This window comes from Variovorax boronicumulans NBRC 103145 (assembly GCF_001591345.1).
Lineage (GTDB): Bacteria > Pseudomonadota > Gammaproteobacteria > Burkholderiales > Burkholderiaceae_C > Variovorax > Variovorax boronicumulans.
In genome coordinates, this window is sequence record NZ_BCUS01000014.1 from 55,957 (window position 1) to 78,903 (window position 22,947).

A 22,947-nucleotide genomic window follows, 5' to 3' on the forward strand; every position below is an offset into this window, starting at 1 on the left:
GTCCGCCTTTAGTGCAGGCTCGTAGGCCGCCCCGAAGCCACCCACGCATCCAACCCCCCCGTCAGCGGCAACGCCCGCCGCGCCCCGCGCGCCAGCAGCACGCGCGCAGCCTGCGCGGCCGAGACTTCGTTGGGGCAGTTGCAGTACAGCACCACGTCGCGGTCGGGGTCGATGGTGAGGTCCAGGTTGCGCTGCTGCAGCGCCTTGAGGGTGTACGACAGCGCGCCCGGAATGCGGCGCGGGTCGACCTGCACGCCGGCTTCGCCGCGCACGTCGATCACCAGCGGCGGCACATCGCCGCTCATCAGGTCGAACAGTTCGTCGACGCTGATGCGCGGCATGCCGGTGAGCCGCGCGAAGGCGCGGCGGCGCCAGTAGCGCACGGCGAGCATCACGAGCAGGACCACGCCGAGCGCGGCGGTGGCGATGCCGCCGGCCTGCGCCAGCACGGCGAGCACCTGCTGGATCTGGTCGCGAAAGAGCCAGCCCAGGCCGAGGAACAGGCCCGTCCAGACCAGCGCGGCCACGATGTCGAAACCGACAAAGCGCCGCACCGACATGCCCAATGCGCCGGCCATGGGCGGCGCCACCACGGACACGCCGGGCACGAACTTGGCGGCCACGAGCGACATGCCGCCCCAGTCGGAAATGAGCGATTCGCCGCGCCGCACGCAGGAGTCCTGCGACAGCGAGATGCGGCACAGCAGCCGCATGAAGCGGTAGCCGAAGCGGCGCCCGGCATAGAACCACGCGCCGTCGCCCAGCAGGTTGGCGACCACGGCGGCCAGCACCACGCCGACCACCGACACGTCGCCCGCCGCCAGCAGCGCGCCGGTGACGACCAGCACGGCCGCGGCCGGCACGGGCAGGCCCAGGCGCGCGGCGAAGCTGGCGGCAAACACCACCAGGATCGCGTTCTGCACCAGCAGCGACATCAGCTGCGCCATGCTGCAGGCCGCCGTTCGGTCGTTGCCGGGGTCCGCAGGGCGGCGCGCCGGGAGGGGGTGTGGGATGTGCTCATGCCGGGCGCGATTCTCCCGCATGACCCAAGCACGTACTGCGCGCAGGCCATCCGGGGCGCCGGCACGCCCCGTTCGCTCAGCGGGGCGCGTCGCCCTTGCGGTACTCGGCGGTGAGCGCGTCGAGCTTCTGCTTGAGCGCCGGGTCAAGCGTGTAGCTGGCGGCGGCCACGGTGGCGTCGAGCTGTTCGGGACGGCTGGCGCCCAGCAGCGGCGCGGTGATCAGCGGGTTGGCCATGACCCACGCGACGGCCAGCGTGGCCAGCGGCACACCGGCTTCGTCGGCCAGCGCGTGCAGCTGGGTGACGGTGTCGAAGCTGCGGTCGTTCCAGTAGCGGTCCTGGTACATGCCGCCGGCGGTGCCGAGGGTGAAGCGGGTGTTTTCCTCGGGCTTGGCGCCGGGCTTGTACTTGCCGGTGAGCAGGCCGCCGGCCAGCGGGTTGTAGGGAATCACGCCCAGGCCCTCTTCCGCGGCGAGCGGCAGCAGCTCGCGCTCGATCTCGCGGAACAGCAGGCTGTAGCGCGGCTGCACCGACACGAAGCGCGTGAACCGGTGCAGCTCGGCCTTGCCCAGCGCGCGGGCCAGGCGATAGGCCAGGAAGTTCGACACGCCGATGTAGCGCGCACGGCCCGACCGCACGATGACGTCGAGCGCCTCGAGGCTTTCTTCGAGCGGGGTCTCGCGGTCGTCCATGTGCAGCTGGTACAGGTCGACGTGGTCGGTCTTCAGGCGCTTGAGCGAGAGGTCGATGGCGTCGAGCAGGTGCTTGCGCGAGGCGCCCTGGTCCCAGGGGTTGGGGCCGACCTTGTTGACGGCCTTGGTGGCGACCACGAAGCGGCGGCGGCCCGCGGGGCCCTGCTTGTCGAGCCAGTTGCCGATGATCTCTTCGGTGCGGCCGGTGGTCTCGATGGTGCCGCCCAGCGGGTACACGTCGGCGGTGTCGAGGAAGTTGATGCCGGCGTCGGCGGCCTTGTCCAGGATCTGGTGCGACACGGCCTCGTCGGTCTGCAGGCCGAAGGTCATGGTGCCCAGGGCCAGGCGGGACACGGTGAGGCCGGTACGGCCCAGGCGGGTGGTGGGGATGCTCATGCAGGCTCGCTCCGAGAAGGTGGGAGAGGGAGGGAAAGAGGCGGCGGCCATCATAGGCACGGCCGCGCATTCCTGCAGGCGCTGGAGATTCAGGTGGATTCGAGGTGCACGCCTGGCGCGCCGCGTTCGACCGAGAAGCGGGCCATGGCCGCCACGGCGGAGTCGGCGTTCTTCTCGTCGTCCACCGCGCGGAACTCGACGGCGCAGCCGCGCGCGTCGAGCGTCATGAGGCCGTAGCCGCGCTTGTCGGCGCGGCCGTAGCGCAGGTGTTCGTTCTTTGCGCGCATGTGGGCCACGCTGGCGACGCTGGGCCCTTCGGAGGTGATGGCGCCGCCGACGAACTCGGTCGCGACCACGGGCCCCTGCGGCGCGCGGCGCAGGTCGGCGGCCCAGAAGGCGTGCACGTCGCCGCCGAGCACCAGCGCATCGCCACCGCGCGACGGGTTGGCGGTCAGCGCGTCGAGCAGGCGCGTGCGCGCGGCGGCGTAGCCGTCCCAGCCGTCCATCCAGTAGCCGTGGCCGGGGCCGCGCTGGCGGTCGGCTTCGGCGAGCAAGGTGGGTTGGGCGATGACCGTCCAGCGCGCCGGCGGCGTGGCGAGTTCGTTCGCGAGCCAGGCTTCCTGCTGCATGCCGAGCAGGCTGCGCTCCGGCGCCAGCCGGTCGGCGCAGTCGACCAGCGGCTTGGTGCTGCGGCCCGGGAGGCAGGCGTGGTGCGAGCGGTACTGGCGGCCGTCGAGCAGCATCACGTCGAGCATGCGGCCGAAGCGATGGCGCCCGTAGATGGTCGCGCTGGCGCCGCGCGGGCGCATGGAGGCGGGCACGGGCATGTGCTCGTACCAGGCCTGGTAAGCAGCGGCGCGGATCGCCAGGAACTGCGCCGGATCGGGCGTGCGCGGCGAGACGTCGTCGGTGTAGTCGTTGGCGACCTCGTGGTCGTCCCAGGTCACGAGCCACGGGAAGGCCGCGTGCGCGGCCTGCAGGTGCGGGTCGGTCTTGTAGAGCGCGTAGCGGTTGCGAAAGCCGGCGAGGTCGGTGGGAATGCCGCCCTCGTGCCGGCGCACGTTGTGCGAGCCGCGCGTGCTTTCGTAGATGTAGTCGCCCAGGTGCACGACGAAGTCGAGCGGCTGCGCGGCCATGTCGCGGTAGGCGGCGTAGTAGCCCTCCTCGTACTGCTGGCACGAGGCGAAGGCGAAGCGCAGCGGCTGCACGGCGGCGTCATCGTCGGCCGGCGCGGTGCGCGTGCGGCCGACGGGGCTGCGCGTGCCGGCGGCGGTGAAGCGGTACCAGTAGGGGCGACCCGGGCGCAGGCCCTGCACTTCGACGTGCACCGAGTGCGCAAGGTCGGCCGTGGCACTGGCCGTGCCCTTGGTCACGATGCGACGAAAGCGCTCGTCCTCGGCCACCTCCCACTGCACCGCCACGGGCGCCTCGCCCATGCCGCCGCCCTGCACCGGCTCGGGCGCGAGCCGCGTCCACAGCACCATGCCGTCGGGCCGCGGTGCACCCGAGGCAACGCCCAGCGTGAACGGGTCGCGCGCCGCCGCGGGCTGGGCACGCAGGTGCAGGAAGGGATGGCCGAGCGCGGCGGCGGCGAGGCCGGTGTGCAGCAGGCGTCGGCGGGTGAAAAACGGAGGGGTCATCGGGCGTCTTTCTTGGCGCGTCGCTCGGCGATCTCGAGGTCGATCGATGCCTGCAGGCGCGCTTGCCGGTCGAGCTCCCTCTGCCGGGTGTCGACGCTCGTGTACTCGCGGTCGATCAACGCCTGCAGGCGCGCCAGCTGCGTGAGATCCATCTCGCGGGTGTTGGCGCTCGCGTGCTCGAAGTCGATCGACGCCTGCGGGCGCACTGGCCGCTCGGGCTCTTTCGAATGGGTGTCGACGCCCCTCGTGCGCAGGTCTTCGCTCGACTGCGAAGAAGCACCGCCGGAGCGTCCCTCCCAGATCACCAATGCGCCTACAAGAAAGAGCACCGCGAACATGAATTCCATAGCGACGGGGTTCAGGTCGTCCTTGAGGATCGGCTTGAGCGAGCCGTCCAACCGATCTTTCGGAGGCAGCAGGACCGCGACCTTCTTGCCCACGGGGCGTGCATCGAACTTGCCGCCGCTGCGTGCGTACAAGACAGCCCGTCGGCCGTCGGGCCGGACGTAGTCGACCCGGACCTCTGTGTTGCCGGCGCCGGTGACGACACCCTCGACCTTGTCGTAAGAAGAAAGAATGACCGCGGCATCAAGCGCCGACAGCAGCGCGACACACAGCATGGCGACGCCCATCGCCGCGAGGCACACCGCCACAAACACTCGAAGGATCTGCATGGACTCCAGCCGTCAGGAACGTGCCTGATTCTGGCGCCCTTCTCTTACAGCACCGCCACTGCAGAACGGCGTCTCAGCCCGCCGACCCTTCGCAAGCCACAGCCACCGGCCGCCGCGCATCCGCACGCGCGCTCGCGACCGCCCAGGCGAAGATGCCCACGCCCGCAAGCGCGAGCAGCGCGCCGACCCAGCCGGTCGAGGTCCAGCCCAGGCCGGCCGCAATGGCGACGCCGCCGAGCCAGGCGCCGAGGGCGTTGGCCATGTTGAAGGCCGAGTGGTTGAGCGCGGCGGCGAGCGTTTGCGCGTCGCCGGCCACGTCCATCAGGCGGATCTGCAGGGCCGGGCCGATGGCGACGGTGGTGCCGATCAGGAACACGGTGAAGGCCGCGGTCACGACGTGGTGCGCCGCGAAGGTGAAGCTGGCGAGCACCAGCGCCGCGTAGACGAGCACGCCGCCGATGGTGCGCATGAGCGACTTGTCGGCCAGCCGCGAGCCCACGAGGTTGCCCATGACCATGCCCAGGCCGAACAGCGCGAGCACAAAAGGCACGCCGCCCAGCGGCAGGCCGGCCACTTCGATCAGCGTGGGCTTGATGTAGCTGAACACGGCGAACATGCCGCCGAAGCCGATGGCGCCGATGCCGAGCGTGAACCACACCTGCTTGCGCTTGAGCGCGCCGAGTTCGCGCCACGGGCTGGCGCCGGCGGCGGGTGCGATGTCGGGCACGTCACGGCGCAACAGCAGCACCGCAACGAGCGCGATGACACCCACGAACACGAAGGCCGCGCGCCAGCCGAACAGCTGGCCCAGCCACGCCGCGATGGGCACGCCGACCAGCGTGGCGCCGGTGAGCCCCAGCATCACGAGGCCGACGGCGCGCGCGCGCCGCCCCGGTGGCGCGAGCGTGGCGGCCACGAGCGCGGCCACGCCGAAGTAGGTGCCGTGCGGCAGGCCGGTGGCAAAGCGCAGCAGGTTGAGCGACAGGTAGCCGGGCGCCATCGCGCTGGCGAAGTTGCCGGCCGCGAACACGGCCATCAGCGCGATCAGCAGTGCGCGTCGGCCCCAGCCGGCGGTCAGCACCGCGAGCACGGGCGCGCCGATGACCACGCCCAGCGCATAGGCGCTGATGACGTGGCCGGCCTGCGGGATGGTGACGGCGATGTCCTTCGCGACCTCGGGCAGCAGGCCCATGATGACGAACTCGCCGGTGCCGATGGCAAAGCCGCCGACGCCCAATGCGAGCACCGCGCGCAGGAACTGGGCGGACGAGACGGACGGTGCAATGGCGGTGGTTTCCGCGCCTTCGCGGGCGGACGGTGAGGCGTTCAAGGCCGGGCTCCTGGGGGGTGCCCGGCGGACGCGGGCAAGGCCCGATTCTAGGGTAAACCCTTAAATTGTGAAGATCCTCTCGTGCGGCGCGTCGGTACCGTCTTGCAGACGAAGCCTCAGCGCCGCTGGAACTGCGGCGCCCGGCGCTCGGCCATGGCGCGCACGCCTTCCTTGAAGTCGTCGGTCGCGAACTGCACGCACTGCACCTCGCGCTCGTGGCGGTTGGCCTCGGCCACGGCGTCGGCCAGGCCGCGCCGCAGGGTGGCGCGCGTGGCTTCGACGGCGAGCGGTGCCGACAGCGCGATCTCGCCCGCCAGCGCCAGCGCGCTCACGCGCACCTCGTCGGCCGGCACCAGCTGGTCGACGAGGCCGATGCGCAGCGCTTCCTCGCCGCCGATGCGCCGCCCGGTGAAGAACAGCAGGCCGGCCTGCTGCGCCCCGACGAGGCGCGGCAGCGTCGCGCTCAGGCCGAAGCCCGGATGAAAGCCGAGGCGGTTGAAGTTGGCGCTGAAGCGCGCCTCGGCGCAGCTCACGCGGAAATCGGCCGCCACCGCAAGGCCGAGGCCCGCTCCCACCGCCGCGCCGTGCACCGCGGCGACCAGGGGCTTGGTGCTGCGAAAGAGCCGCATCGCCTGCGCGTACAACGGGCCGGGGTCGCGCGAGGTGCCTTCGTCGTCCCCGCTGTTGAAGTCAGCGCCGGCGCTGAAGGCGCGCCCCTCAGCGGCCAGCACGATAGCGCGGCAGCCGGGGTCGGCGTCGAGCCGGTCGAGGTGGTCGGCCAGCTCGCGCAGCAGCGCCTCGTTCACGTAGTTGAAAGGACCGCGGCGGATTTCGAGCAGCGCGACGTGCGCGTGGCCCGCGTCGAGGGATGCGATGTGGCTCATTGGACCTCCAGCTTGGCGATGTCGACGTAGCCCTTCCACTTCTCGCGCTCCTGGCGCTCGAAGGTGGCAAGGTCGGCGAGGCTGACCTTGGCCGGCGCGAAGGCAAAGCCCTCGAGCCGCGAGCGGATCGGGTCGGTGGTCACGGCCTCGTTGATCCAGGTGTTGAGTTTCTGCTGGATCTCCACCGGCGTCGCGGCCGGCACGGCAATGCCGAGGAAGCCGCCGCGGATGGTGAACTTCGGGTACGTCTCGGCGATCAGCGGCAGCGCCGGGTAGCGCTTGAGCCGCGCGTCGCTGTGCACGGCCAACGCGCGCAGCTGGCCCGAGGCCACAAAGGCGTCGCCGGCCACGGTGTCGGTGAACACCACCTGGATCTGCCCGGCGATGAGCTCCGACATCGCCTGGCTCACCTGCTTGTACGGAATGGGCGCGAGCTCGATGCCGGCCTCGTGCGCGAACAGCGCGCCCGTGACTTTCGAGGTCGCGTTGAAGTGGCCGTAGTTGATGCTGCCCGGCGCCTTCTTCGCGGCGGCCACGAACTCCTGCAGCGTCTTGTAGGGCGCGTCGGGCCGCACCAGCATGTAGGTGGAGCCGGGGCCGAAGGAGCCGACCAGCCGGAAGTCCTTGCCTGGGTCGTAGGGCAGCTTGCGGAACAGGCTGGGGTTGGCCAGGTGCGTGGACGTGGTGGCCAGCAGCAGCACCGAGCCGTCGGCCGGCGCGTTGCGCACCGCCTCCACGCCGATGATGCCGTTGCCGCCGGGGCGGTTGTCGACCACCACCGCGCGACCTGTCTTGCGCGTGAGGAACTCGGCCAGCATGCGCGCCGAGATGTCGCCCGAGCCGCCGGGGCCGAAGGGCACGATGATCTGGATCGGCTTGTCCTTGTCTTGCGTCTGGGCGGCACCGGTGGCGGTGGCCGCGAACGGCAGGCCCGCCAGCCAGGCGAGGCAGTGTCTTCTTTGCATGGGATGTGTCTCCTGTCTGTTTTTGAATGTCGTGGCCGGTGGGCGCTCAGCCGAGCGCCCCGGCACCCAGCGCCTCGTTGTGCTCGCCCACGCCGGGCGCGCGGGCCCGCACCTGCGGGCGCTGGCCGTCGAAGGACAGCGGCAGCCCGACGATGCGCAGCTCCTCGTCGGGCACGGTCTGGAAGATGCCGATGGCCTCGGTCTGCGGCTGCGCCAGCACCTGCGCGAAGTCCTGGATCGGTGCGCACGGAATGCCCAGCGGCTCCAGCGCGTCGAGCCACTGCTGCGTCGAGCGGGTGCGGAACACGGCCTCCAGCGCGGGGATGAGCAGCGCCTTGTGCTGCACGCGCAGCGCGTTGCTCGCAAAACGTTCGTCGCGCGTCCATTCGTCGTGGCCCACGGCGCGCGCGAGCTTGGCGAACAGGCGGTCGTTGGCGGCGGCGACGACGATCTCGCCGTCTTCGGTGGGCAGCGCCTGGAACACCACCACGTTGGGGTTGCCGCTGCGGTGGCGCTCGGGCTGGCGGCCGGTGGCGTGGAAGCCGGCCATCATCACCTGCAGCCAGCCCAGCGCGGTCTCGAACAGCGAGGTGTCGACCACGCAGCCCTGCCCCGTGGTCGCACGCCGCAGCAGCGCGGCGATGCAGCCCAGCGCGGCCCAGATGCCGGTGCCCAGGTCGAGCACCTGCATGCCGACACGCGCCGACGGGCCGTTCTCGGCGCCGTTGATGCTGAAGATGCCCGCGAAGGCCTGCACCATCGGCTCGTAGCCCGGCGCCAGGCGCATCGGCCCCTTGTGCCCGAAGGCCCAGAGCGAGCAGTACACCAGCCGGGGGTTGAGCGCGCGCAGCACGTCGGGGCCGAGCTCCAGTTCTTCGAGCGAGCCGGGGCGCATGTTCTGGATGAGCACGTCGGCCTCGGCCGCGTGCTCGCGCAGCCACTGCACGTGCGCCGGGTTCTTCAGGTCGAGCGCGATGCTCTTCTTGCCGTGGTTCATGGCCTGGAAGGTGGTCGCGGTGCCGCGCCAGAACGGCGGGCCCCAGCCGCGCGCGTCGTCGCCCGCGCCGGGCCGCTCGATCTTCACCACCTCGGCGCCGAGCGAGGACAGGATCTCTCCCGCGTACGGCCCGGCGATGTTCTGCCCGACCTCGATGACCTTGATGCCGGCCAGCGGCTGCGCGGCGGCGATGTGGTGCAAAGGGTTCGTCATGTTCAATGTCCTGTGAATCGGGGGGCGCGTTTGTCGAGGAAGTGCTGCACGCCCTCGCGGAAGTCGTCGGTGTCGCGGCAGGCAGCAATCTCGCGGTCGGCCTCGCGCGTGGCCTGGCCCAGCGTCTGGTAGCGGGCGGCACGCAGCTGTTGCTTGATGACGCGGGTGGCGCGCGGCGAGGCGGCGTTCGCAATTTCGCCGGCGCGCGCGAGCACCGCGTCGAGAAAGCCCTCGGCCGGCAGCAGGCAGGCCAGCCCCATGCGGTCGGCCTCCTCCGCCAGCACGGTGCGGCCGGTCAGCAGCAGGTCGGCGGCATGCATCGGGCCGATGAGGCGCGGCAGCAGCCAGGCCGTGCCGTGCTCGGCCACGAGGCCGCGGCGCGCATAGGGAAAGCTGAGCTTGGCGCCGGCCGCCACGTAGCGCAGGTCGGCATGCAGTGCGAGGCACAGCCCGACGCCCGCCGCCGCGCCGTTGATCGCGGCGATCAGCGGCTTGTCGAAGCCGCCGAGGTAGCCGTAGCGCTGCGCGAGGTCGTCGTCCGAAGGCGCCTGCAGCACGGGCGGCCGGGCGACTGCGCCCAGCACCGCCATGTCCATGCCGGCGCAGAAGCCCCGCCCGGCGCCGGTCAGCACGGCGCAGCGCACGTCGTCGTCGGCCTGCGCCAGGTGGATGGCTTCGCGCAGCTCGGCCTCCAGCGTGGGCGTCCAGGCGTTGAGCCGGTCGGGGCGGTCGAAGGTGATCGAGGCGACGCGGTCGGTCACCGCGTACCTGAGTTCCGTGAATTCCAAGCGTGTCTCCGGTTCGTTGCTCGCCCTGTGTCGGGCATGGGCTCAGTATTCCGGCGCACCCTGGCGGTGACAATGCTGCAATTTCGCTCACCGAAATCATGCCCACGCCCCGCTCCACCTCCACCCGGGCCGAAACGCAGTCGACCGGCACCTTCGTGCGCAGCACGCCGGGCAGCCATTCGCTCGAACGCGGGCTGGCCCTGCTGCGCGCCTTCCGGCATGGAGTGGACGTGCTGACCAACGCGGAGCTGGCCGATCGCACGCAGCTGCCGCGGCCCACGGTGAGCCGGCTGACGCGCTCGCTGGTGGACGCGGGCTTTCTCGCCTACGACCTGGAGCAGCGCGGCTACCGGCTGACGGCCGCGTGCCTGAGCCTGGCCCTGTCGTTCCGCACCTCGGAGCAGACGCTGGCGCAGGCCCTGCCGCTGATGCGCGCGCTGGCCGAGGGCCGGCGCGTGAACGTGGGCCTGGCGGTGGCCGACCAGCTGGAGATGGTGTACCTGGACTCGGTGCGCTTCAGCCGGCTGGGCATCTTCCGGCGCATCCTGCCGGGCTCGCGTCTGCCGATCGCGAGCACGTCGCTGGGCTGCGCTTTCCTGGCGGGCATGCAGGCGACGGAACGCAAGGCCTTGCTGGGCCGGCTGCGCAAGGCGCATGGCAGCGACTGGCCCGCGCTGCAGCGGCAGGTGGATGCGGCCCTGCGTGCGGTGGACGCGCAAGGCTATTGCCACGCGAACTGGGCGCCGGGCATGACGGCGGTGGCGCTGCCGCTGCGTGCACCGTCAGGCAGCCTCTATGCGATGAACGTGAGTTTTCCGACGACGGGCGAGGTGTCGGCGGATGCCTTGCAGACGCACGCAGACTTGCTGCTGCGCCTTGCGTCCGACCTGCGCAAGACGTGGGCGCGGTAGCGCGTCAGATCGCGACCAGCTGCCGCACGCCCTGCGCTTCCATGTCCTTGCCCAGGCCGCGCGCAATGACTTCGCCGCGCTCCATCACGAGGTAGTCGTCGGCCAGCTCCTGCGCGAAGTCGTAGTACTGCTCGCACAGCACGATGGCCATGTCGCCGCGGTCGGCGAGCATGCGGATGACGCGGCCGATGTCCTTGATGATGCTGGGCTGGATGCCTTCGGTGGGCTCGTCGAGGATCAGCAGCTTGGGCTTGGGCGCGAGGGCGCGTGCGATGGCCAGCTGCTGTTGCTGCCCGCCTGACAGGTCCCCGCCTCTTCTGTTGATCATCTGCTTGAGCACGGGGAACAGCTCGAACAGCTCCGCAGGAATGGGCGTGCCGCCGCTCTTGTAGGCCAGGCCCATGCGCAGGTTCTCCTCGACCGTGAGCCGCGCGAAGATCTCGCGGCCCTGCGGCACGAAGCCGATGCCGGCCCTGGCCCTGTCGTAGGGCGTGGCCTTGTGGATCGGCTTGCCTTCGAGCTCGATGCTGCCGCTCTTGATGGGCACGAGGCCCATGAGCGATTTCAGCAGCGTGGTCTTGCCTACGCCGTTGCGGCCGAGCAATACCGTGACCTTGCCGAGCGTGGCCTCGAAGCTCACGTCCCGGAGGATGTGGGAGCCGCCGTAGTACTGGTGGATGTTCTTGACTGTCAGCATGGTGGGACGCCTTCCTTGGTCTTTATCGAGGGCACCCGGTGTGCGGCACGGCGCGGTCGGCCCCACTGTGCCGGCCCTTCGGGCTGCCCTGCGGTGCTCGCGTTTCGCGGGGTCTCGCAGAACTCGCTTCGCTCAAACAGCTGCGAGCCCTGATCCGCGAAACGCTGCGCTCCTCGGCGGCACAGAGGGGCCGCCCACGCCGCACCGCCCACCGGGCGCTGGTCGTGGCGTTGATGCCGGCGGCTCTGGCCGCGGCGACAAGTTCACCGGCCAAGGTAGACCTCGATCACGCGTTCGTCGGCCTGCACTTCGTCGAGCGTGCCTTGGGCGAGCACGGAGCCATCGCACAGCACGGTCACGATCTCGGAGATGGTGCGGATGAAGCTCATGTCGTGCTCCACCACCATCAGCGAATGCTTGCCCTTGAGCGTGAGGAACAGCTCGGCCGTGCGGGCGGTTTCCTCGTCGGTCATGCCAGCCACGGGTTCGTCGAGCAACAGCAGCTTCGGGTCCTGCATGAGCAGCATGCCGATTTCGAGCCACTGCTTCTGGCCGTGGCTCAGGTTGCCGGCCAGGCGCGAGACGCTGTCGGCCAGGTGGATGGTCTCCAGCACTTCGGCCAGGCGGTCGCTCTGCGCCGAGTCGAGCTTGAACAGCATCGAGGCGCGCACGCCCTTGTCGGTCTTCAGTGCGAGCTCGAGGTTCTCGAACACGGTGAGGTGCTCGAACACCGTCGGCTTCTGGAACTTGCGGCCGATGCCCAGCTGGGCGATGTCGGCCTCGCGGTGGCGCAGGAGGTCGATGGTGCTGCCGAAGAACACGGTGCCCGAGTCGGGCCGGGTCTTGCCGGTGATGATGTCCATCATCGTGGTCTTGCCCGCGCCATTGGGGCCGATGATGCAGCGCAGCTCGCCCGGCGCGATGTCCAGCGAGAGCTTGTTGATGGCCTTGAAGCCGTCGAAGCTCACGCTCACGTCTTCGAGGTACAGGATGCGGCCATGGGTGATGTCGACCTCGCCCGGCGTGACATGGCGACCGAAGTCGGCGGTGCGGCCGCCCGATTCGGTCTGGCCCGTGGCCGCGTGCAAACCGGCTGCGCGTGCGGCGCGCTCGGCGCCGGCTTCCATCAGGTCGGGGGTCATGCGCGGGCTCCCTTCACCTCGGCGACCAGAGGCGCCTGCACGGTTGCTTCGGGCTCGGCATGCGCGGGGTGCGCGGCGGCGGGCTCGCGCCGCGCTTCCTTCGCAGCCGGCGCTGCGGCCTTCTGTGTCTTCTCGCGCGACAACCACTTGCGCACCAACCCCACGATGCCGTTCGGCAGGAACAGCGTGACAGCAATGAACAAGGCGCCCAGGAAGTACAGCCAGTACTCGGGGTAAGCCACGGTGAGCCAGCTCTTGGCACCGTTGACGATGAAGGCGCCAAGGATCGGCCCGATCAGCGTGGCGCGCCCGCCCACCGCGGCCCACACCGCGATCTCGATGGAGTTGGCCGCGCTCATCTCGCCCGGGTTGATGATGCCGACCTGCGGCACGTACAGCGCGCCGGCCACGCCGCACATGACGGCGGAGATGACCCAGATCGTGAGCTTGTACGGCAGCGGGTTGTAGCCCGAGAACATCACGCGCGTTTCGGCATCGCGAATGGCCTGCAGCACGCGGCCGAACTTACTGCCGATGAGCCACTTGGCGAAGAGGAAGAAGCCCAGCAGCGTGAGGCCCGTGAGCGCGAAGAGCGTCATGCGCATCTCCTGCGTGGCGATCGGGATGTTCAGGATGCGCTTGAAGTCGGTGAAGCCGTTGTTGCCGCCGAAGCCCGTCTCGTTGCGGAAGAACAGCAGCATGGCCGCGAAGGTCATGGCCTGCGTGATGATCGAGAAGTACACGCCCTTGATGCGCGAGCGGAAGGCGAAGAAGCCGAACACGAAGGCGATGAGGCCGGGCACCGCCACGATGAGCAGCAGCGTCATGCCGAAGCTGCCGCTGAAGGTCCAGTGCCAGGGCAGTTCCTTCCAGTCGAGGAACACCATGAAGTCGGGCAGGTCGCTCTTGTAGTTGCCGTCGCGGCCGATCTGGCGCATGAGGTACATGCCCATCATGTAGCCGCCCAGCGCGAAGAACAGGCCGTGGCCCAGCGAGAGGATGCCGGTGTAGCCCCAGATCAGGTCCATGGCCAGCGCGCAGATGGCGTAGCACATGATCTTGCCGACCAGCGCCACGGCGTAGTCGCTCATGTGCAGCGGGCTGTCGGCCGGCACCCACATGTTGAGCACGGGCGCCACGGCGCACACGACGATCAGCGCGACGAAGAAGGCCGTCCAGCCCTTGCCGCTCAGCAGCGGCCCCTTGGTTGGGAGTACGACCTTGCTCATGCTTCTGCGCTCCGGCCCTTCATGGCGAAGATGCCTTGCGGGCGCTTCTGGATGAAGATGATGATGAAAACGAGCACCGCGATCTTCGCGAGCACCGCGCCCGCCCAGCCTTCGATGAACTTGTTGAGAATGCCCAGCCCCAGCGCCGCATACACGGTGCCCGCGAGCTGGCCGACGCCGCCCATCACGACCACCATGAAGCTGTCGACGATGTAGCTCTGGCCCAGGTCGGGGCCGACGTTGCCGATCTGGCTCAGCGCGCAGCCCGCCAGGCCCGCGATGCCCGAGCCAAGCGCGAAGGCATAGGTGTCGATGCGCGCGGTGTTCACGCCCATGCACGAGGCGATCGGGCGGTTCTGCGTCACGCCGCGCACGAACAGGCCCAGGCGCGTGCGGCCGATGAGCCAGCCCATCGCGAGCAGCACCAGCGCCGCGAAGACGATGATGCAGATGCGGTTCCACGGCAGCGTGACGTTGCTCAGCATGGTGAAGCCGCCGCTCATCCAGCCGGGGTTCTCGACACCGACGTTCTGCGCGCCGAAGAGCGATCGCACCAGCTGCTGCAGCATCAGGCTGATGCCCCAGGTGGCGAGCAGCGTCTCGAGCGGACGGCCGTACAGGAAGCGGATCACGCCGCGCTCGAGCACCGCGCCCACGAGCGCCGAGGCGAGGAAGGACACGGGAATGGCGGCCACCAGGTACCAGCCGAACGCCGCCTCGGGCATGTACTTCTGGAAGATGCCCTGCATCACGTAGGTGGCGTAGGCACCGATCATCATCAGCTCGCCGTGCGCCATGTTGATGACGCCCATGAGCCCGTAGGTGATGGCCAGGCCCAGCGCGGCGAGCAGCAGCACCGACCCCAGGCTGATGCCGCTGAACACGGCGTTGATGCGGTCGCCCCAGACCAGCGCGCCGTCGATGTTCGCGATCGATGCGGTGATGGCCGCCTTCACGTCGGCTTCGGTCTCGTCGGCCAGGCGTTGGTTGAGCAGCAGCTTGGTGTCGGGGCTGCGGTTGTTGCCGAGTTCCTTGGCCGCGGCCAGGCGCTTGGCCTTGTCGGCGCTGGTGAGCATGCTGGCGGCGCGCACGAGTTCGAGTTGCGCCTTGATCTTCGGGTTGGTCTCGGCGGCCAGCGCCTTCTCGACCATCGGAATGCGCGACTCGTCGGGCTCCTTGAAGAGCGCCTGCGCGGCTTCGGCGCGCACCGCGTCATCGGTGCTCGTGAGCTTGAGTGCGGCCTGCGCGGCATCGAGCGCGCCGCGCATGAGGTTGTTGTTGACGACGTCTTCGGCGGTGTCGGGCACCTTCAGCTCGGCGCCGGTGACGGGGTCGTAGCCCTTGTCGTCCTTCATCACGAAGACCTTGTCTTCGGTGTACTTCACGGCGTCGTCGGACATCGCCTGGATGAAGGCGGCGGTCTTGTCGTCGGCGGTGAGGACGGCCTTGTTGAGCGCGGCGATGCGGGCTTCGGATTCACCGGAGGCGATGGCCTTGGCTTCGTCGGCGGTCAGCGCGTGGACAGGCGCTGCTGCCAGCAGCAACAGCGCCGTCGTGCAGGAACAAATTGAGCGCAGTAATGGATGCACAGCGGTTCTCTCATTCGGGAACACCGAGGAACCGGCTTTGCCGGGCCTCAGGTGTTGCCCCCGGTAGGGGGTTGGCGAAGCGACACGAAGTGCGCGCAGCCTGGGGGCGAGCCCCAGTTACATCGACTTGCCAGCGGGGTGATCAGGCTTCTTGTCGTTGCCTTCGATGTACGGGCTCCACGGCTTGGCCTTGACCGGGCCCGGCGTCTTCCACACCACGCTGAACTGCCCGTCGGCCTTGATCTCGCCGATGAACACGCTCTTGTGCAGGTGGTGGTTCTTCTCGTCCATCTTCGAGACGATGCCCGACGGCGCCGTGAAGGTCTGGCCCGCCATCGCCGCGATCACCTTGTCGGTGTCGGTGCTCTTGGCCTTCTCGACCGCCTGCTTCCACATGTGGATGCCGATCCAGGTCGCTTCCATCGGGTCGTTGGTGAGCGGCTTGTCCTTGTGGCCGGCGATGTTCTTGGCCTTGGCGTAGTCGCTCCACTGCTTGATGAAGGCCGTGTTGGTCGGGTTCTTGATCGACATGAAGTAGTTCCATGCCGCGAGGTGGCCCACGAGCGGCTTGGTGTCCACCCCGCGCAGTTCTTCTTCGCCCACCGAGAAGGCGACCACCGGCACGTCCTTGGCCTTCAGGCCCGCGTTGCCCAGTTCCTTGTAGAAGGGCACGTTGGAGTCGCCGTTGATGGTCGAGACCACCGCCGTCTTGCCGCCGGCCGAGAACTTCTTGATGTCGGCGACGATGGTCTGGTAGTCGCTGTGGCCGAAGGGGGTGTACTTCTCGTCGATGTCCTTGTCGGCCACGCCCTTGCTCTTGAGGTAGGCGCGCAGGATCTTGTTGGTGGTGCGCGGGTACACGTAGTCGGTGCCCAGCAGCACCCAGCGCTTGGCGCCGCCGCCTTCCTTGCTCATGAGGTAGTCGACGGCCGGAATCGCTTGCTGGTTGGGCGCGGCGCCCGTGTAGAACACGTTCTTCGAAAGCTCTTCACCCTCGTACTGCACGGGGTAGAACAAGAGGCCGTTCATTTCCTCGACCACCGGCAGCACGGACTTGCGCGACACCGAGGTCCAGCAGCCGAAGATCACCGAGACCTTGTCCTGGCCGAGCAGCTGCTTGGTCTTTTCAGCGAACAGCGGCCAGTTGGAGGCCGGATCGACCACCACCGGTTCGAGCTGCTTGCCCAGCACGCCGCCCTTCTTGTTGATGTCGTCGATGGCCATCAGCACCGTGTCCTTCAACACGGTTTCCGAGATGGCCATCGTGCCCGACAGCGAGTGCAGCACGCCGACCTTGATGGTGTCGGCTGCGAATGCAGGCGCAGCAGAAATGCTGGCCAGCGCGACGGCGGCGGTGAGCGCCTTGAGTGTGAAACGACGTTGCATGTGGACTCCTGCTCCGGGTGGGTTGAACCTTGTCGACAGCGCGGGGCTGGCGATGGAGAGGAGTCTGCGGAACGCACCACAAAGGGGAAATACGCCGGGTGGCGTACACGGAGGTACTCAGGCGGGTGGCGGGGCCGGGTACTTCACTGCGTTCGCGAGCATCTTGTGCTTGGCCGCCTCGACCGGGTCGATGCCGAGCTTGTCGGCCAGCTGCAGCAGGTAGAGCAGGACGTCCGCGATCTCGGTGCCGATCTCGGCGCGCTGGTCTGCGGGCAGCGCCCGGCTTTGCGCTTCGGTGAGCCACTGGAAATGTTCGAGCAGCTCGGCAGCCTCGACCGACAGCGCGGCGGCGAGGTTCTTCGGGGAGTGAAATTGCTCCCAGTCGCGGGCTTGCGCGAAGTCGCGCAAGGCCTGGGTCAGTGCTTGAAGTTCGGTGGCCATGTCAATCCTGCGGGGGTCTTCCGCGAGTTTGGCATGGCCGCCCGGCTACGCCATGCGACTTCCCCGCCCATGCAGCACCGCCACCAGCAGCGCCGACACCATCAGATAGACCAGCGCCACGCCGAACGCGGCCGTGTAGTCCGCCTCGCGCCCCAACTGCCCATAGAACAGGATCCCGACCAACGCCACCCCCAGCGCATTGCCCGCCTGCTGCACCATCGACAGCACGCCCGAAGCCACGCCCGCGTGCTGCGGCGGCAGGCCGGCCAGCACGGTGGACACCAGGGGCGCCATCACCATGCCGAGCCCCGCGCCCTGCACGAACAGCAGCGGCACCATCCACGCCACGACATGCGCGTGCCCCGGCCAGCCGGCCACGTTGGCGCACTGCAGCGCATGCCCCGCCGCGAGCACGAGCGCGCCGAGCGCGATCGGTGGCGTGCCGCCGAAGCGGCGGGCGATGCGGGCGCCGGCCATCGAGGTCGCGAAGAAGCCGACGGCCAGCGCCGTGAAGACGATGCCCGAGTGGAGCGCGCCCAGCTCCATCCCCTGCTGCAGGTACAGCGCGAGCACGAAGTAGAACGAGGCGTTGCCGGCATAGAAGGCCAGCGTGGTGAGCAGCCCGGTCACGAAGCGGCGGTTGGCGAGCAGCGCCGGCGCCACCAGCGGCGCACCGCCGCGTGCCGCAAGGCGGCGCTGCTGCCCCGCGAAGAGGCCCCACAGCGGCACCGCGGCGGCCAGGCACAGCCAGCTCCACAGCGGCCAGCCCTGCTGGCGCCCTTCGACCAGCGGCAGCACCACGGCCACCGAACCGGCGGCGACCAGCGCCATGCCGGCGAGGTCGAGCCGGCTGTCGCCCCGGCCCTGCGCCAGTGGCGGCACCACGCGCGGCGCGAGCACGAGGGCCAGCAGGCCGATGGGCACGTTGATGAGAAAGCAGCTGCGCCAGCCGAGCCCCGCGAGGTCGGCATGGATCAGCGCGCCGCCCACCAGCTGCCCCAGCGTGGCCGCCAGGCCCAGCGTGAGGCCGTAGGCCGCGAAGGCGCGCGTCCGGTCTTCGCCCGCGTAGGCCAGGCCGATCATCGCGAGCACCTGCGGCTGCAGCAGCGCGCCGGCCAGGCCCTGCAGCAGGCGCGCGGCCACGAGCAGCCCGGCGTTCGGCGCCACGCCGCAGGCGGCCGAGGCGAGCGTGAACAACAGCAGGCCGAGCATGAACATGCGGCGCCGCCCGAACAGGTCGCCCAATCGCCCGCCCGTGACCAGGCCCGCGGCGGTGGCCAGGCCGTAGCCCGCGACCACCAGCTGCAGCGTGCCCGCGCTGGCCTGCAGGTCGTGCTGCATGGACGGCAGCGCGACGTTGACGATGAAGAAATCGAGCACCACCAGAAAGGTGCCGCTGAGCATGACCCACAGGCCCAGCGGGCCCGGGGTGGCGGACGTGATCGATGAGGTAGGAACGGCAGGGTTCGACGAGGTCATGCCCCCCACTGTCGGCACCGGCCGGCATCGCGGCAATGACCTGCGAGGTCATGCGCGCAGGGCGCCGCGCGTTCAGCGCTTGTCGAACTGCGCGGACGCAAAGGCCCACGTCATGCGCGTGGCATCCGGCCCGAGCGGGTCGCTGAACAGCTGCCCCCGCGACCCGCCGCTCCACGAGTGGCCGAGCCCCGCGATCTCGCACAGCGTGACCAGGGTGCGGCCCTGGCGCTTGAAGTCGGTCACGCGCATGGCGCGGCGCTGGCCGCGTTGCAGGTCGCGCGCGATGCCGGCGTGCGCGCCCACGGCGGTGGCCCAGACGGCCGCGCTGCTCATGGCGTTGCTGGGCGCCACCACAGCGTCGGCGTCGCCGTGCAGCACCAGCATCGGCGGCAGCGTCGTGAAGACGGCCGCCGCGCCCATGGCCTTGCCGACCGCGGTGACGGGCATCGGCGGCACGTGCTGTCCGCGCATGGCGCCGAGCGCGGTGGCCGACGACTTCGCGGCGCCGGGCGCCACGCCCGAGTGCATGACCACCGCGCGAAAACGGTTCGGGTAGCGCGTAGCCAGCAGCGCCGCCATGCTCGCGCCCGCCGACAGGCCGGCCACGGCCACGCGGTCGCGATCGACGGGGTACAGCATGCAGGCCTGGTCGACGGCGGCCATCAGCGTGGCGGCCTCGGCGTCGGCCTTGCCGGAGCGGCGCTCGTACCAGTTCCAGCAGCCCTGCGGATGGGCGATGCGGTCCTGCTCGGGGTAGAGCACGAGGAAACGCTGGCGCACCGCGAGCGCGTTCATGCGCGTGCTGGCCGCGAAGTCGCGACCGGTCTGGCCGCAGCCGTGCAGCATGACCATGAGCGGGAGTTTCTCGCCGGGCTGCAGCACCAGGTCGGCCGGACGGAACAGGTGATAGCCGCGCGCCCCACCCGCGCCCATCGCCATGCCGCTGATCCAGTCGCCCTTGCCGGGCGGCGGCTTGAGCCGCTTGGCGGTCGCGCGTTGCACCTGGCCGGCCACGCGCTTGCCGTTGCTCAGCGTGAGCTTGGTGAGCGCCTTCAGGTTGCGCTCATAGGCGCGGGCGAAGAAAGAAGCGGTGGAGCGACGGGCCATGGCGCAGTGTGCAGGCAAAGCGCCGGGCGGCCAAACGGCCGCGAAGCCTTCAGTAGATTTCCGGCACGATCATGCTGGCGGGCACGGGCTGGCGCAGGTAGTCGTCATGCCGCTCGCGCGCCGGCAGCTCGACCGGCGCGTGCGCCACTTCCTGGTAGGGCAGCTGGCCCAGCAGGTGGCTGATGCAGTTCAGGCGCGCTTTCTTCTTGTCGACCGCCTGCACCACCCACCACGGCGCCTCGGGGATGTGGGTGCGCTCCAGCATGATCTCTTTCGCCTTGGTGTATTCCTCCCAGCGGCGGCGGCTCTCGAGGTCCATGGGGCTGAGCTTCCACTGCTTGAGCGGGTCGTGGATGCGGCCCAGGAAGCGCATGTGCTGCTCGTCGTCGGTGATGGAGAACCAGTACTTGATGACCTTGATGCCCGAGCGCACGAGCATCTTCTCGAATTCGGGCACGGTGCGGAAGAACTCCTCGTACTCGTCGTCGCTGCAAAAGCCCATCACGCGCTCGACGCCGGCGCGGTTGTACCAGCTGCGGTCGAACAGCACCATCTCGCCGGCGGCCGGCAGGTGCGCCACGTAGCGCTGGAAGTACCACTGGGTGCGTTCGCGGTCGTTGGGCGCGGGCAGCGCGGCCACGCGGGCCACGCGCGGGTTCAGGCGCTGGGTGATGCGCTTGATGACACCGCCCTTGCCCGCCGCGTCGCGGCCTTCGAAAAGAATGACCACCTTCTGCTTGCTGTGCTGCACCCAGTCCTGCAGCTTGACCAGCTCGCCCTGCAGGCGAAAGAGTTCCTTGAAATAGGCCTGGCGCGCCGCCTTGTCGGACACGGAAGACACGGCCGAGCCGGGGTCGAGCCCGTCGAGGTTGCGGTCTTCGATCTCCAGTTCGAGCTCTTCGTCGTAGCTGTCGATCAGGTCGCGGGCGATGCGTTGCATCAGGTCTTCGTGGTCGGGAAGTGCGCTCGTCAGCATGATGAAAAGGGGCAAGAGTGGCGGGTAGACAAAAAGCATGCTGCACCCGCCGCATGACGGCGGCGTGACGGTTTTGCGGCTGTTTTCTGTAAGCCGACACGCCGTTGTCACATGACACGAACACCATCCGGGGCACGCTGGCAGCCCGCCGATCGGCCGGCCGCCTGTTCACACGTCCTTTCTGACCACGCACCTTGTCGGCATTTCATGACCTCGCCGCGCAGTCCTATGGCGGCGACGAAGCCGGGCTGATCTGCGGCTACCTGTTCGACGCCGCGGCGCCGGAACCCGCGCGGGCGATCGATTCGGCGCAGGCCGCCGCGTGGCTGGCGGATGCCGGCCAGCTCGGCGACAGCAACGCCTACGTGTGGCTGCACTTCAACCTGAGCCACGCCCATGCGGAGCGCTGGCTGGTGCGGCACGCCGCCCTGTCGGACACCTTCTACGAGACGCTGCACGAAGGCCTGCCCTCCACGCGCATCGAGCGCGCCGACGACTCGCTGATCGCGGTCATCAACGACGTGCACTTCGAGTTCAGCTTCGAGCCCTCGGACATCTCCACGCTGTGGATCAGCGTCGGCCCGCGCCTGGTGGTCACGGCGCGCACCAAGCCGCTGCGTTCGGTCGACGCGCTGCGCACGGCCGTGAAGGCGGGCGAGGCGCCGCGCTCGAGCACCGAGCTGCTCGAGCACCTGCTGCGCGCGCAGGCCGACGTGCTGGTGAAGATCGTGCGCGGCGTCACCTCGCGCATCGACCGCATCGAGGACGAGCTGCTGGCCGGGCGCCTGGACCACAAGCGCGCGCGCCTGGGCGTGCTGCGCCGGCTGCTGGTGCGGCTGCAGCGGCTGCTGGCGCCCGAGCCGGCCGCGCTGTTCCGCCTGCTGCAGGGCCCGCCGGCCTGGATGGCCGAGCCCGACGTGCAGGAACTGCGCGGCTCGACCGAGGAGTTCTCGGTGGTGCTGCGCGACATGCAGGCGCTGCAGGAGCGCATCAAGCTGCTGCAGGAAGAAATCGCCGCCAACGTCAACGAGGACAACAACCGCAGCCTGTTCGTGCTGACGGTGGTCACGGTGCTGGCGCTGCCGATCAACATCCTGGCCGGCCTGTTCGGCATGAACGTGGGCGGCATTCCGCTGGCGGAGCACAGGCACGGGTTCTGGATCGTGGTGGCGATCGTCGCCACCTTCACCGCCGTGGCCGCCTGGACGGCGTTCCGCAAGAAGCGCTGAGGCGCGGCAGCGCCGGCTCGGTCAGTCCGACGGCAGCGGCGCAACGGCCGCATCCTGCATGCATTGCAGGAAGACGCGCGTGGGCGTGTTCATCGCCTCGCTGCGCAGGCGGAAGGCGCACATGGGACCGCGCAGCAGCTCGCCCGGCATGGCGATGCGGCGCACGAGCCCGCGCCGCTCGAAGTCCTCGGCGTAGTGGTTGGCGGTGGCCCACAGCAGGCCCGAGCTGCGCACGAGGTGCAGCGCGAGCGGGGCCGAGTCGGCCTGAATGTCGGCCGGATGCGGCCCGCCCGGGCGGCGGTGCACCGACAGCATGCGGTCCAGCTTGGGTCGCAGCGGCGTGCGGTGCGGCGGCAGCACCCAGCGCTCGTTGGCGGCCTCGGCCCAGGTCGGCGCACGCTTGAGCGCCAGCCGGTGCCGCGGCGCCGCCACGATGCTGCTGAACTCCTCGTACAGCGGCGTGACCTCGACGCGGTTGAGGTCGACCGTCCACTCCGCGTGCGCGAGCATGAGGTCGATGCGCCCGTCCTGCAGCGCGCCGTGCAGGTCCTCGATCTCCAGCGTCTGCACCATCGGGCGCACGTGGGGCAGCATCTGCGAGGCCTGCAGCAGCGCGGCCGCGAGCCGCTGCGCCGAGAACACCGGCAGCACGCCCAGGCGCAGCTCGCCGCTCACGCCCACGCGCAGGTCGCGCAGCGACTCCTCGGCCAGCATCAGCTCGCCCAGCACGCGGTCGGCGTGCCGGACCATGCTCAGCCCCGCCGCCGTGGGCGCGATGCGCTTGGTGGTGCGCTCGAACAGGCGCACCTGCAGCGTGGCCTCGAGCTGGGCCAGCGTGCGCGACAGCGCGGGCTGGGTGGTGTTGAGCAGCTCGGCCGACTTGCTCAGGCTGAGCGTGCGGCCCAGCTGGCTGAGCAGCCGCAGCTGGCGCAGCGTGAGGTTTCGTTCAAGGAAGGAGGCCATGGCCATTTATATCGGCAACGGTATGAGTACGCTCGGATTTCTCATTTGTCGCCCTCCCCCGGCCTGCCCAGAATCCGCCCACCGCCCTGGCACCCCGGAGACCCGCGATGACCGAACCGACGAAGCGATCCCTTTGCGCCGCCCTCATGGCCGCCGCCGCCCTGCTGGCCGGCCTGCTGCCCGCCGGCGCCGCGGCCC

21 protein-coding genes are annotated in these 22,947 nt (G+C 69.7%); 2 read left to right on the plus strand and 19 right to left on the minus strand.

Features of this window, described 5'->3' with window-relative positions:
- Positions 1–8: 8 nt before the first annotated feature.
- The 9 genes from VBO01S_RS06480 to VBO01S_RS06520 form a co-directional block, all read right to left on the minus strand.
- Positions 9–947: a VTT domain-containing protein gene (locus VBO01S_RS06480; protein ID WP_062472168.1), complete on the minus strand. Its 939-nt coding sequence runs from the start codon at positions 945–947 to the stop codon at positions 9–11.
- 151 nt (positions 948–1,098) lie between these two features.
- Positions 1,099–2,109 (minus strand): aldo/keto reductase, encoded by a 1,011-nt coding sequence (locus VBO01S_RS06485; RefSeq protein ID WP_062472171.1) that lies wholly within the window; start codon positions 2,107–2,109, stop codon positions 1,099–1,101.
- An 89-nt stretch (positions 2,110–2,198) separates the two neighbouring features.
- A complete protein-coding gene (locus VBO01S_RS06490) occupies positions 2,199–3,749 on the minus strand; it encodes an alkaline phosphatase D family protein (RefSeq protein WP_062472174.1) in 1,551 nt (516 codons plus the stop codon).
- Positions 3,746–4,423, minus strand: a complete 678-nt coding sequence (locus VBO01S_RS06495) for a hypothetical protein (protein ID WP_062472177.1) — start codon at positions 4,421–4,423, stop codon at positions 3,746–3,748. Before VBO01S_RS06495 ends, VBO01S_RS06490 begins: the two co-directional genes overlap by 4 nt.
- A 73-nt stretch (positions 4,424–4,496) precedes the next feature.
- Positions 4,497–5,753 carry an MFS transporter gene (locus VBO01S_RS06500; RefSeq protein WP_062472179.1) on the minus strand — a complete coding sequence of 419 codons (1,257 nt, stop codon included), beginning with the start codon at positions 5,751–5,753 and terminating at the stop codon, positions 4,497–4,499.
- Positions 5,754–5,869: 116 nt separating this feature from the next.
- Positions 5,870–6,637, minus strand: coding sequence for an enoyl-CoA hydratase/isomerase family protein (locus VBO01S_RS06505; protein WP_062472182.1), 768 nt, complete (start codon positions 6,635–6,637; stop codon positions 5,870–5,872).
- Complete coding sequence (locus VBO01S_RS06510; RefSeq protein ID WP_062472186.1) at positions 6,634–7,602, minus strand: Bug family tripartite tricarboxylate transporter substrate binding protein; 969 nt, start codon at positions 7,600–7,602, stop codon at positions 6,634–6,636. Before VBO01S_RS06510 ends, VBO01S_RS06505 begins: the two co-directional genes overlap by 4 nt.
- A gap of 46 nt (positions 7,603–7,648) precedes the next feature.
- Positions 7,649–8,812, minus strand: coding sequence for a CaiB/BaiF CoA transferase family protein (locus VBO01S_RS06515; RefSeq protein WP_062472189.1), 1,164 nt, complete (start codon positions 8,810–8,812; stop codon positions 7,649–7,651).
- A gap of 2 nt (positions 8,813–8,814) precedes the next feature.
- Positions 8,815–9,600 (minus strand): enoyl-CoA hydratase-related protein, encoded by a 786-nt coding sequence (locus VBO01S_RS06520; RefSeq protein ID WP_062472192.1) that lies wholly within the window; start codon positions 9,598–9,600, stop codon positions 8,815–8,817.
- Between the two features lie 98 nt (positions 9,601–9,698).
- Here VBO01S_RS06520 and VBO01S_RS06525 point away from each other — a divergent pair, with 98 nt between their 5' ends.
- On the plus strand, positions 9,699–10,511 hold the full coding sequence (locus tag VBO01S_RS06525; RefSeq protein WP_062472195.1) for an IclR family transcriptional regulator: 813 nt from the start codon (positions 9,699–9,701) through the stop codon (positions 10,509–10,511).
- A 4-nt stretch (positions 10,512–10,515) separates the two neighbouring features.
- Here VBO01S_RS06525 and urtE read toward each other — a convergent pair whose 3' ends face one another.
- From urtE to ppk2, 9 genes are all read right to left on the minus strand, one after another.
- Positions 10,516–11,208: an urea ABC transporter ATP-binding subunit UrtE gene (gene urtE, locus VBO01S_RS06530; RefSeq protein WP_062472198.1), complete on the minus strand. Its 693-nt coding sequence runs from the start codon at positions 11,206–11,208 to the stop codon at positions 10,516–10,518.
- A gap of 263 nt (positions 11,209–11,471) precedes the next feature.
- Positions 11,472–12,350, minus strand: coding sequence for an urea ABC transporter ATP-binding protein UrtD (gene urtD, locus VBO01S_RS06535; RefSeq protein WP_062472201.1), 879 nt, complete (start codon positions 12,348–12,350; stop codon positions 11,472–11,474).
- Positions 12,347–13,579: an urea ABC transporter permease subunit UrtC gene (urtC, locus tag VBO01S_RS06540; protein ID WP_062472204.1), complete on the minus strand. Its 1,233-nt coding sequence runs from the start codon at positions 13,577–13,579 to the stop codon at positions 12,347–12,349. Before urtC ends, urtD begins: the two co-directional genes overlap by 4 nt.
- The gene (gene urtB, locus VBO01S_RS06545; protein WP_062472208.1) at positions 13,576–15,123 is read right to left on the minus strand and encodes an urea ABC transporter permease subunit UrtB; all 1,548 of its coding nucleotides are present in this window, start codon (positions 15,121–15,123) and stop codon (positions 13,576–13,578) included. The genes urtC and urtB overlap by 4 nt, the downstream gene beginning before the upstream one ends.
- 162 nt (positions 15,124–15,285) lie before the next feature.
- Positions 15,286–16,554: an urea ABC transporter substrate-binding protein gene (gene urtA / locus VBO01S_RS06550; RefSeq protein WP_062472211.1), complete on the minus strand. Its 1,269-nt coding sequence runs from the start codon at positions 16,552–16,554 to the stop codon at positions 15,286–15,288.
- 117 nt (positions 16,555–16,671) lie between these two features.
- The gene (locus tag VBO01S_RS06555; RefSeq protein ID WP_062472214.1) at positions 16,672–16,995 is read right to left on the minus strand and encodes a nucleotide pyrophosphohydrolase; all 324 of its coding nucleotides are present in this window, start codon (positions 16,993–16,995) and stop codon (positions 16,672–16,674) included.
- 45 nt (positions 16,996–17,040) lie between these two features.
- Positions 17,041–18,474, minus strand: a complete 1,434-nt coding sequence (locus VBO01S_RS06560) for an MFS transporter (protein ID WP_062472217.1) — start codon at positions 18,472–18,474, stop codon at positions 17,041–17,043.
- Positions 18,475–18,546: 72 nt separating this feature from the next.
- Positions 18,547–19,581: an extracellular catalytic domain type 1 short-chain-length polyhydroxyalkanoate depolymerase gene (locus VBO01S_RS06565; RefSeq protein WP_062472220.1), complete on the minus strand. Its 1,035-nt coding sequence runs from the start codon at positions 19,579–19,581 to the stop codon at positions 18,547–18,549.
- Between the two features lie 49 nt (positions 19,582–19,630).
- Positions 19,631–20,557 (minus strand): polyphosphate kinase 2, encoded by a 927-nt coding sequence (gene ppk2 / locus VBO01S_RS06570; protein ID WP_174543625.1) that lies wholly within the window; start codon positions 20,555–20,557, stop codon positions 19,631–19,633.
- 194 nt (positions 20,558–20,751) lie between these two features.
- Here ppk2 and VBO01S_RS06575 point away from each other — a divergent pair, with 194 nt between their 5' ends.
- The gene (locus VBO01S_RS06575; RefSeq protein WP_062472223.1) at positions 20,752–21,786 is read left to right on the plus strand and encodes a transporter; all 1,035 of its coding nucleotides are present in this window, start codon (positions 20,752–20,754) and stop codon (positions 21,784–21,786) included.
- Between the two features lie 21 nt (positions 21,787–21,807).
- Here VBO01S_RS06575 and VBO01S_RS06580 read toward each other — a convergent pair whose 3' ends face one another.
- A complete protein-coding gene (locus VBO01S_RS06580) occupies positions 21,808–22,749 on the minus strand; it encodes a LysR family transcriptional regulator (protein WP_169805028.1) in 942 nt (313 codons plus the stop codon).
- Positions 22,750–22,947: the final 198 nt, after the last annotated feature.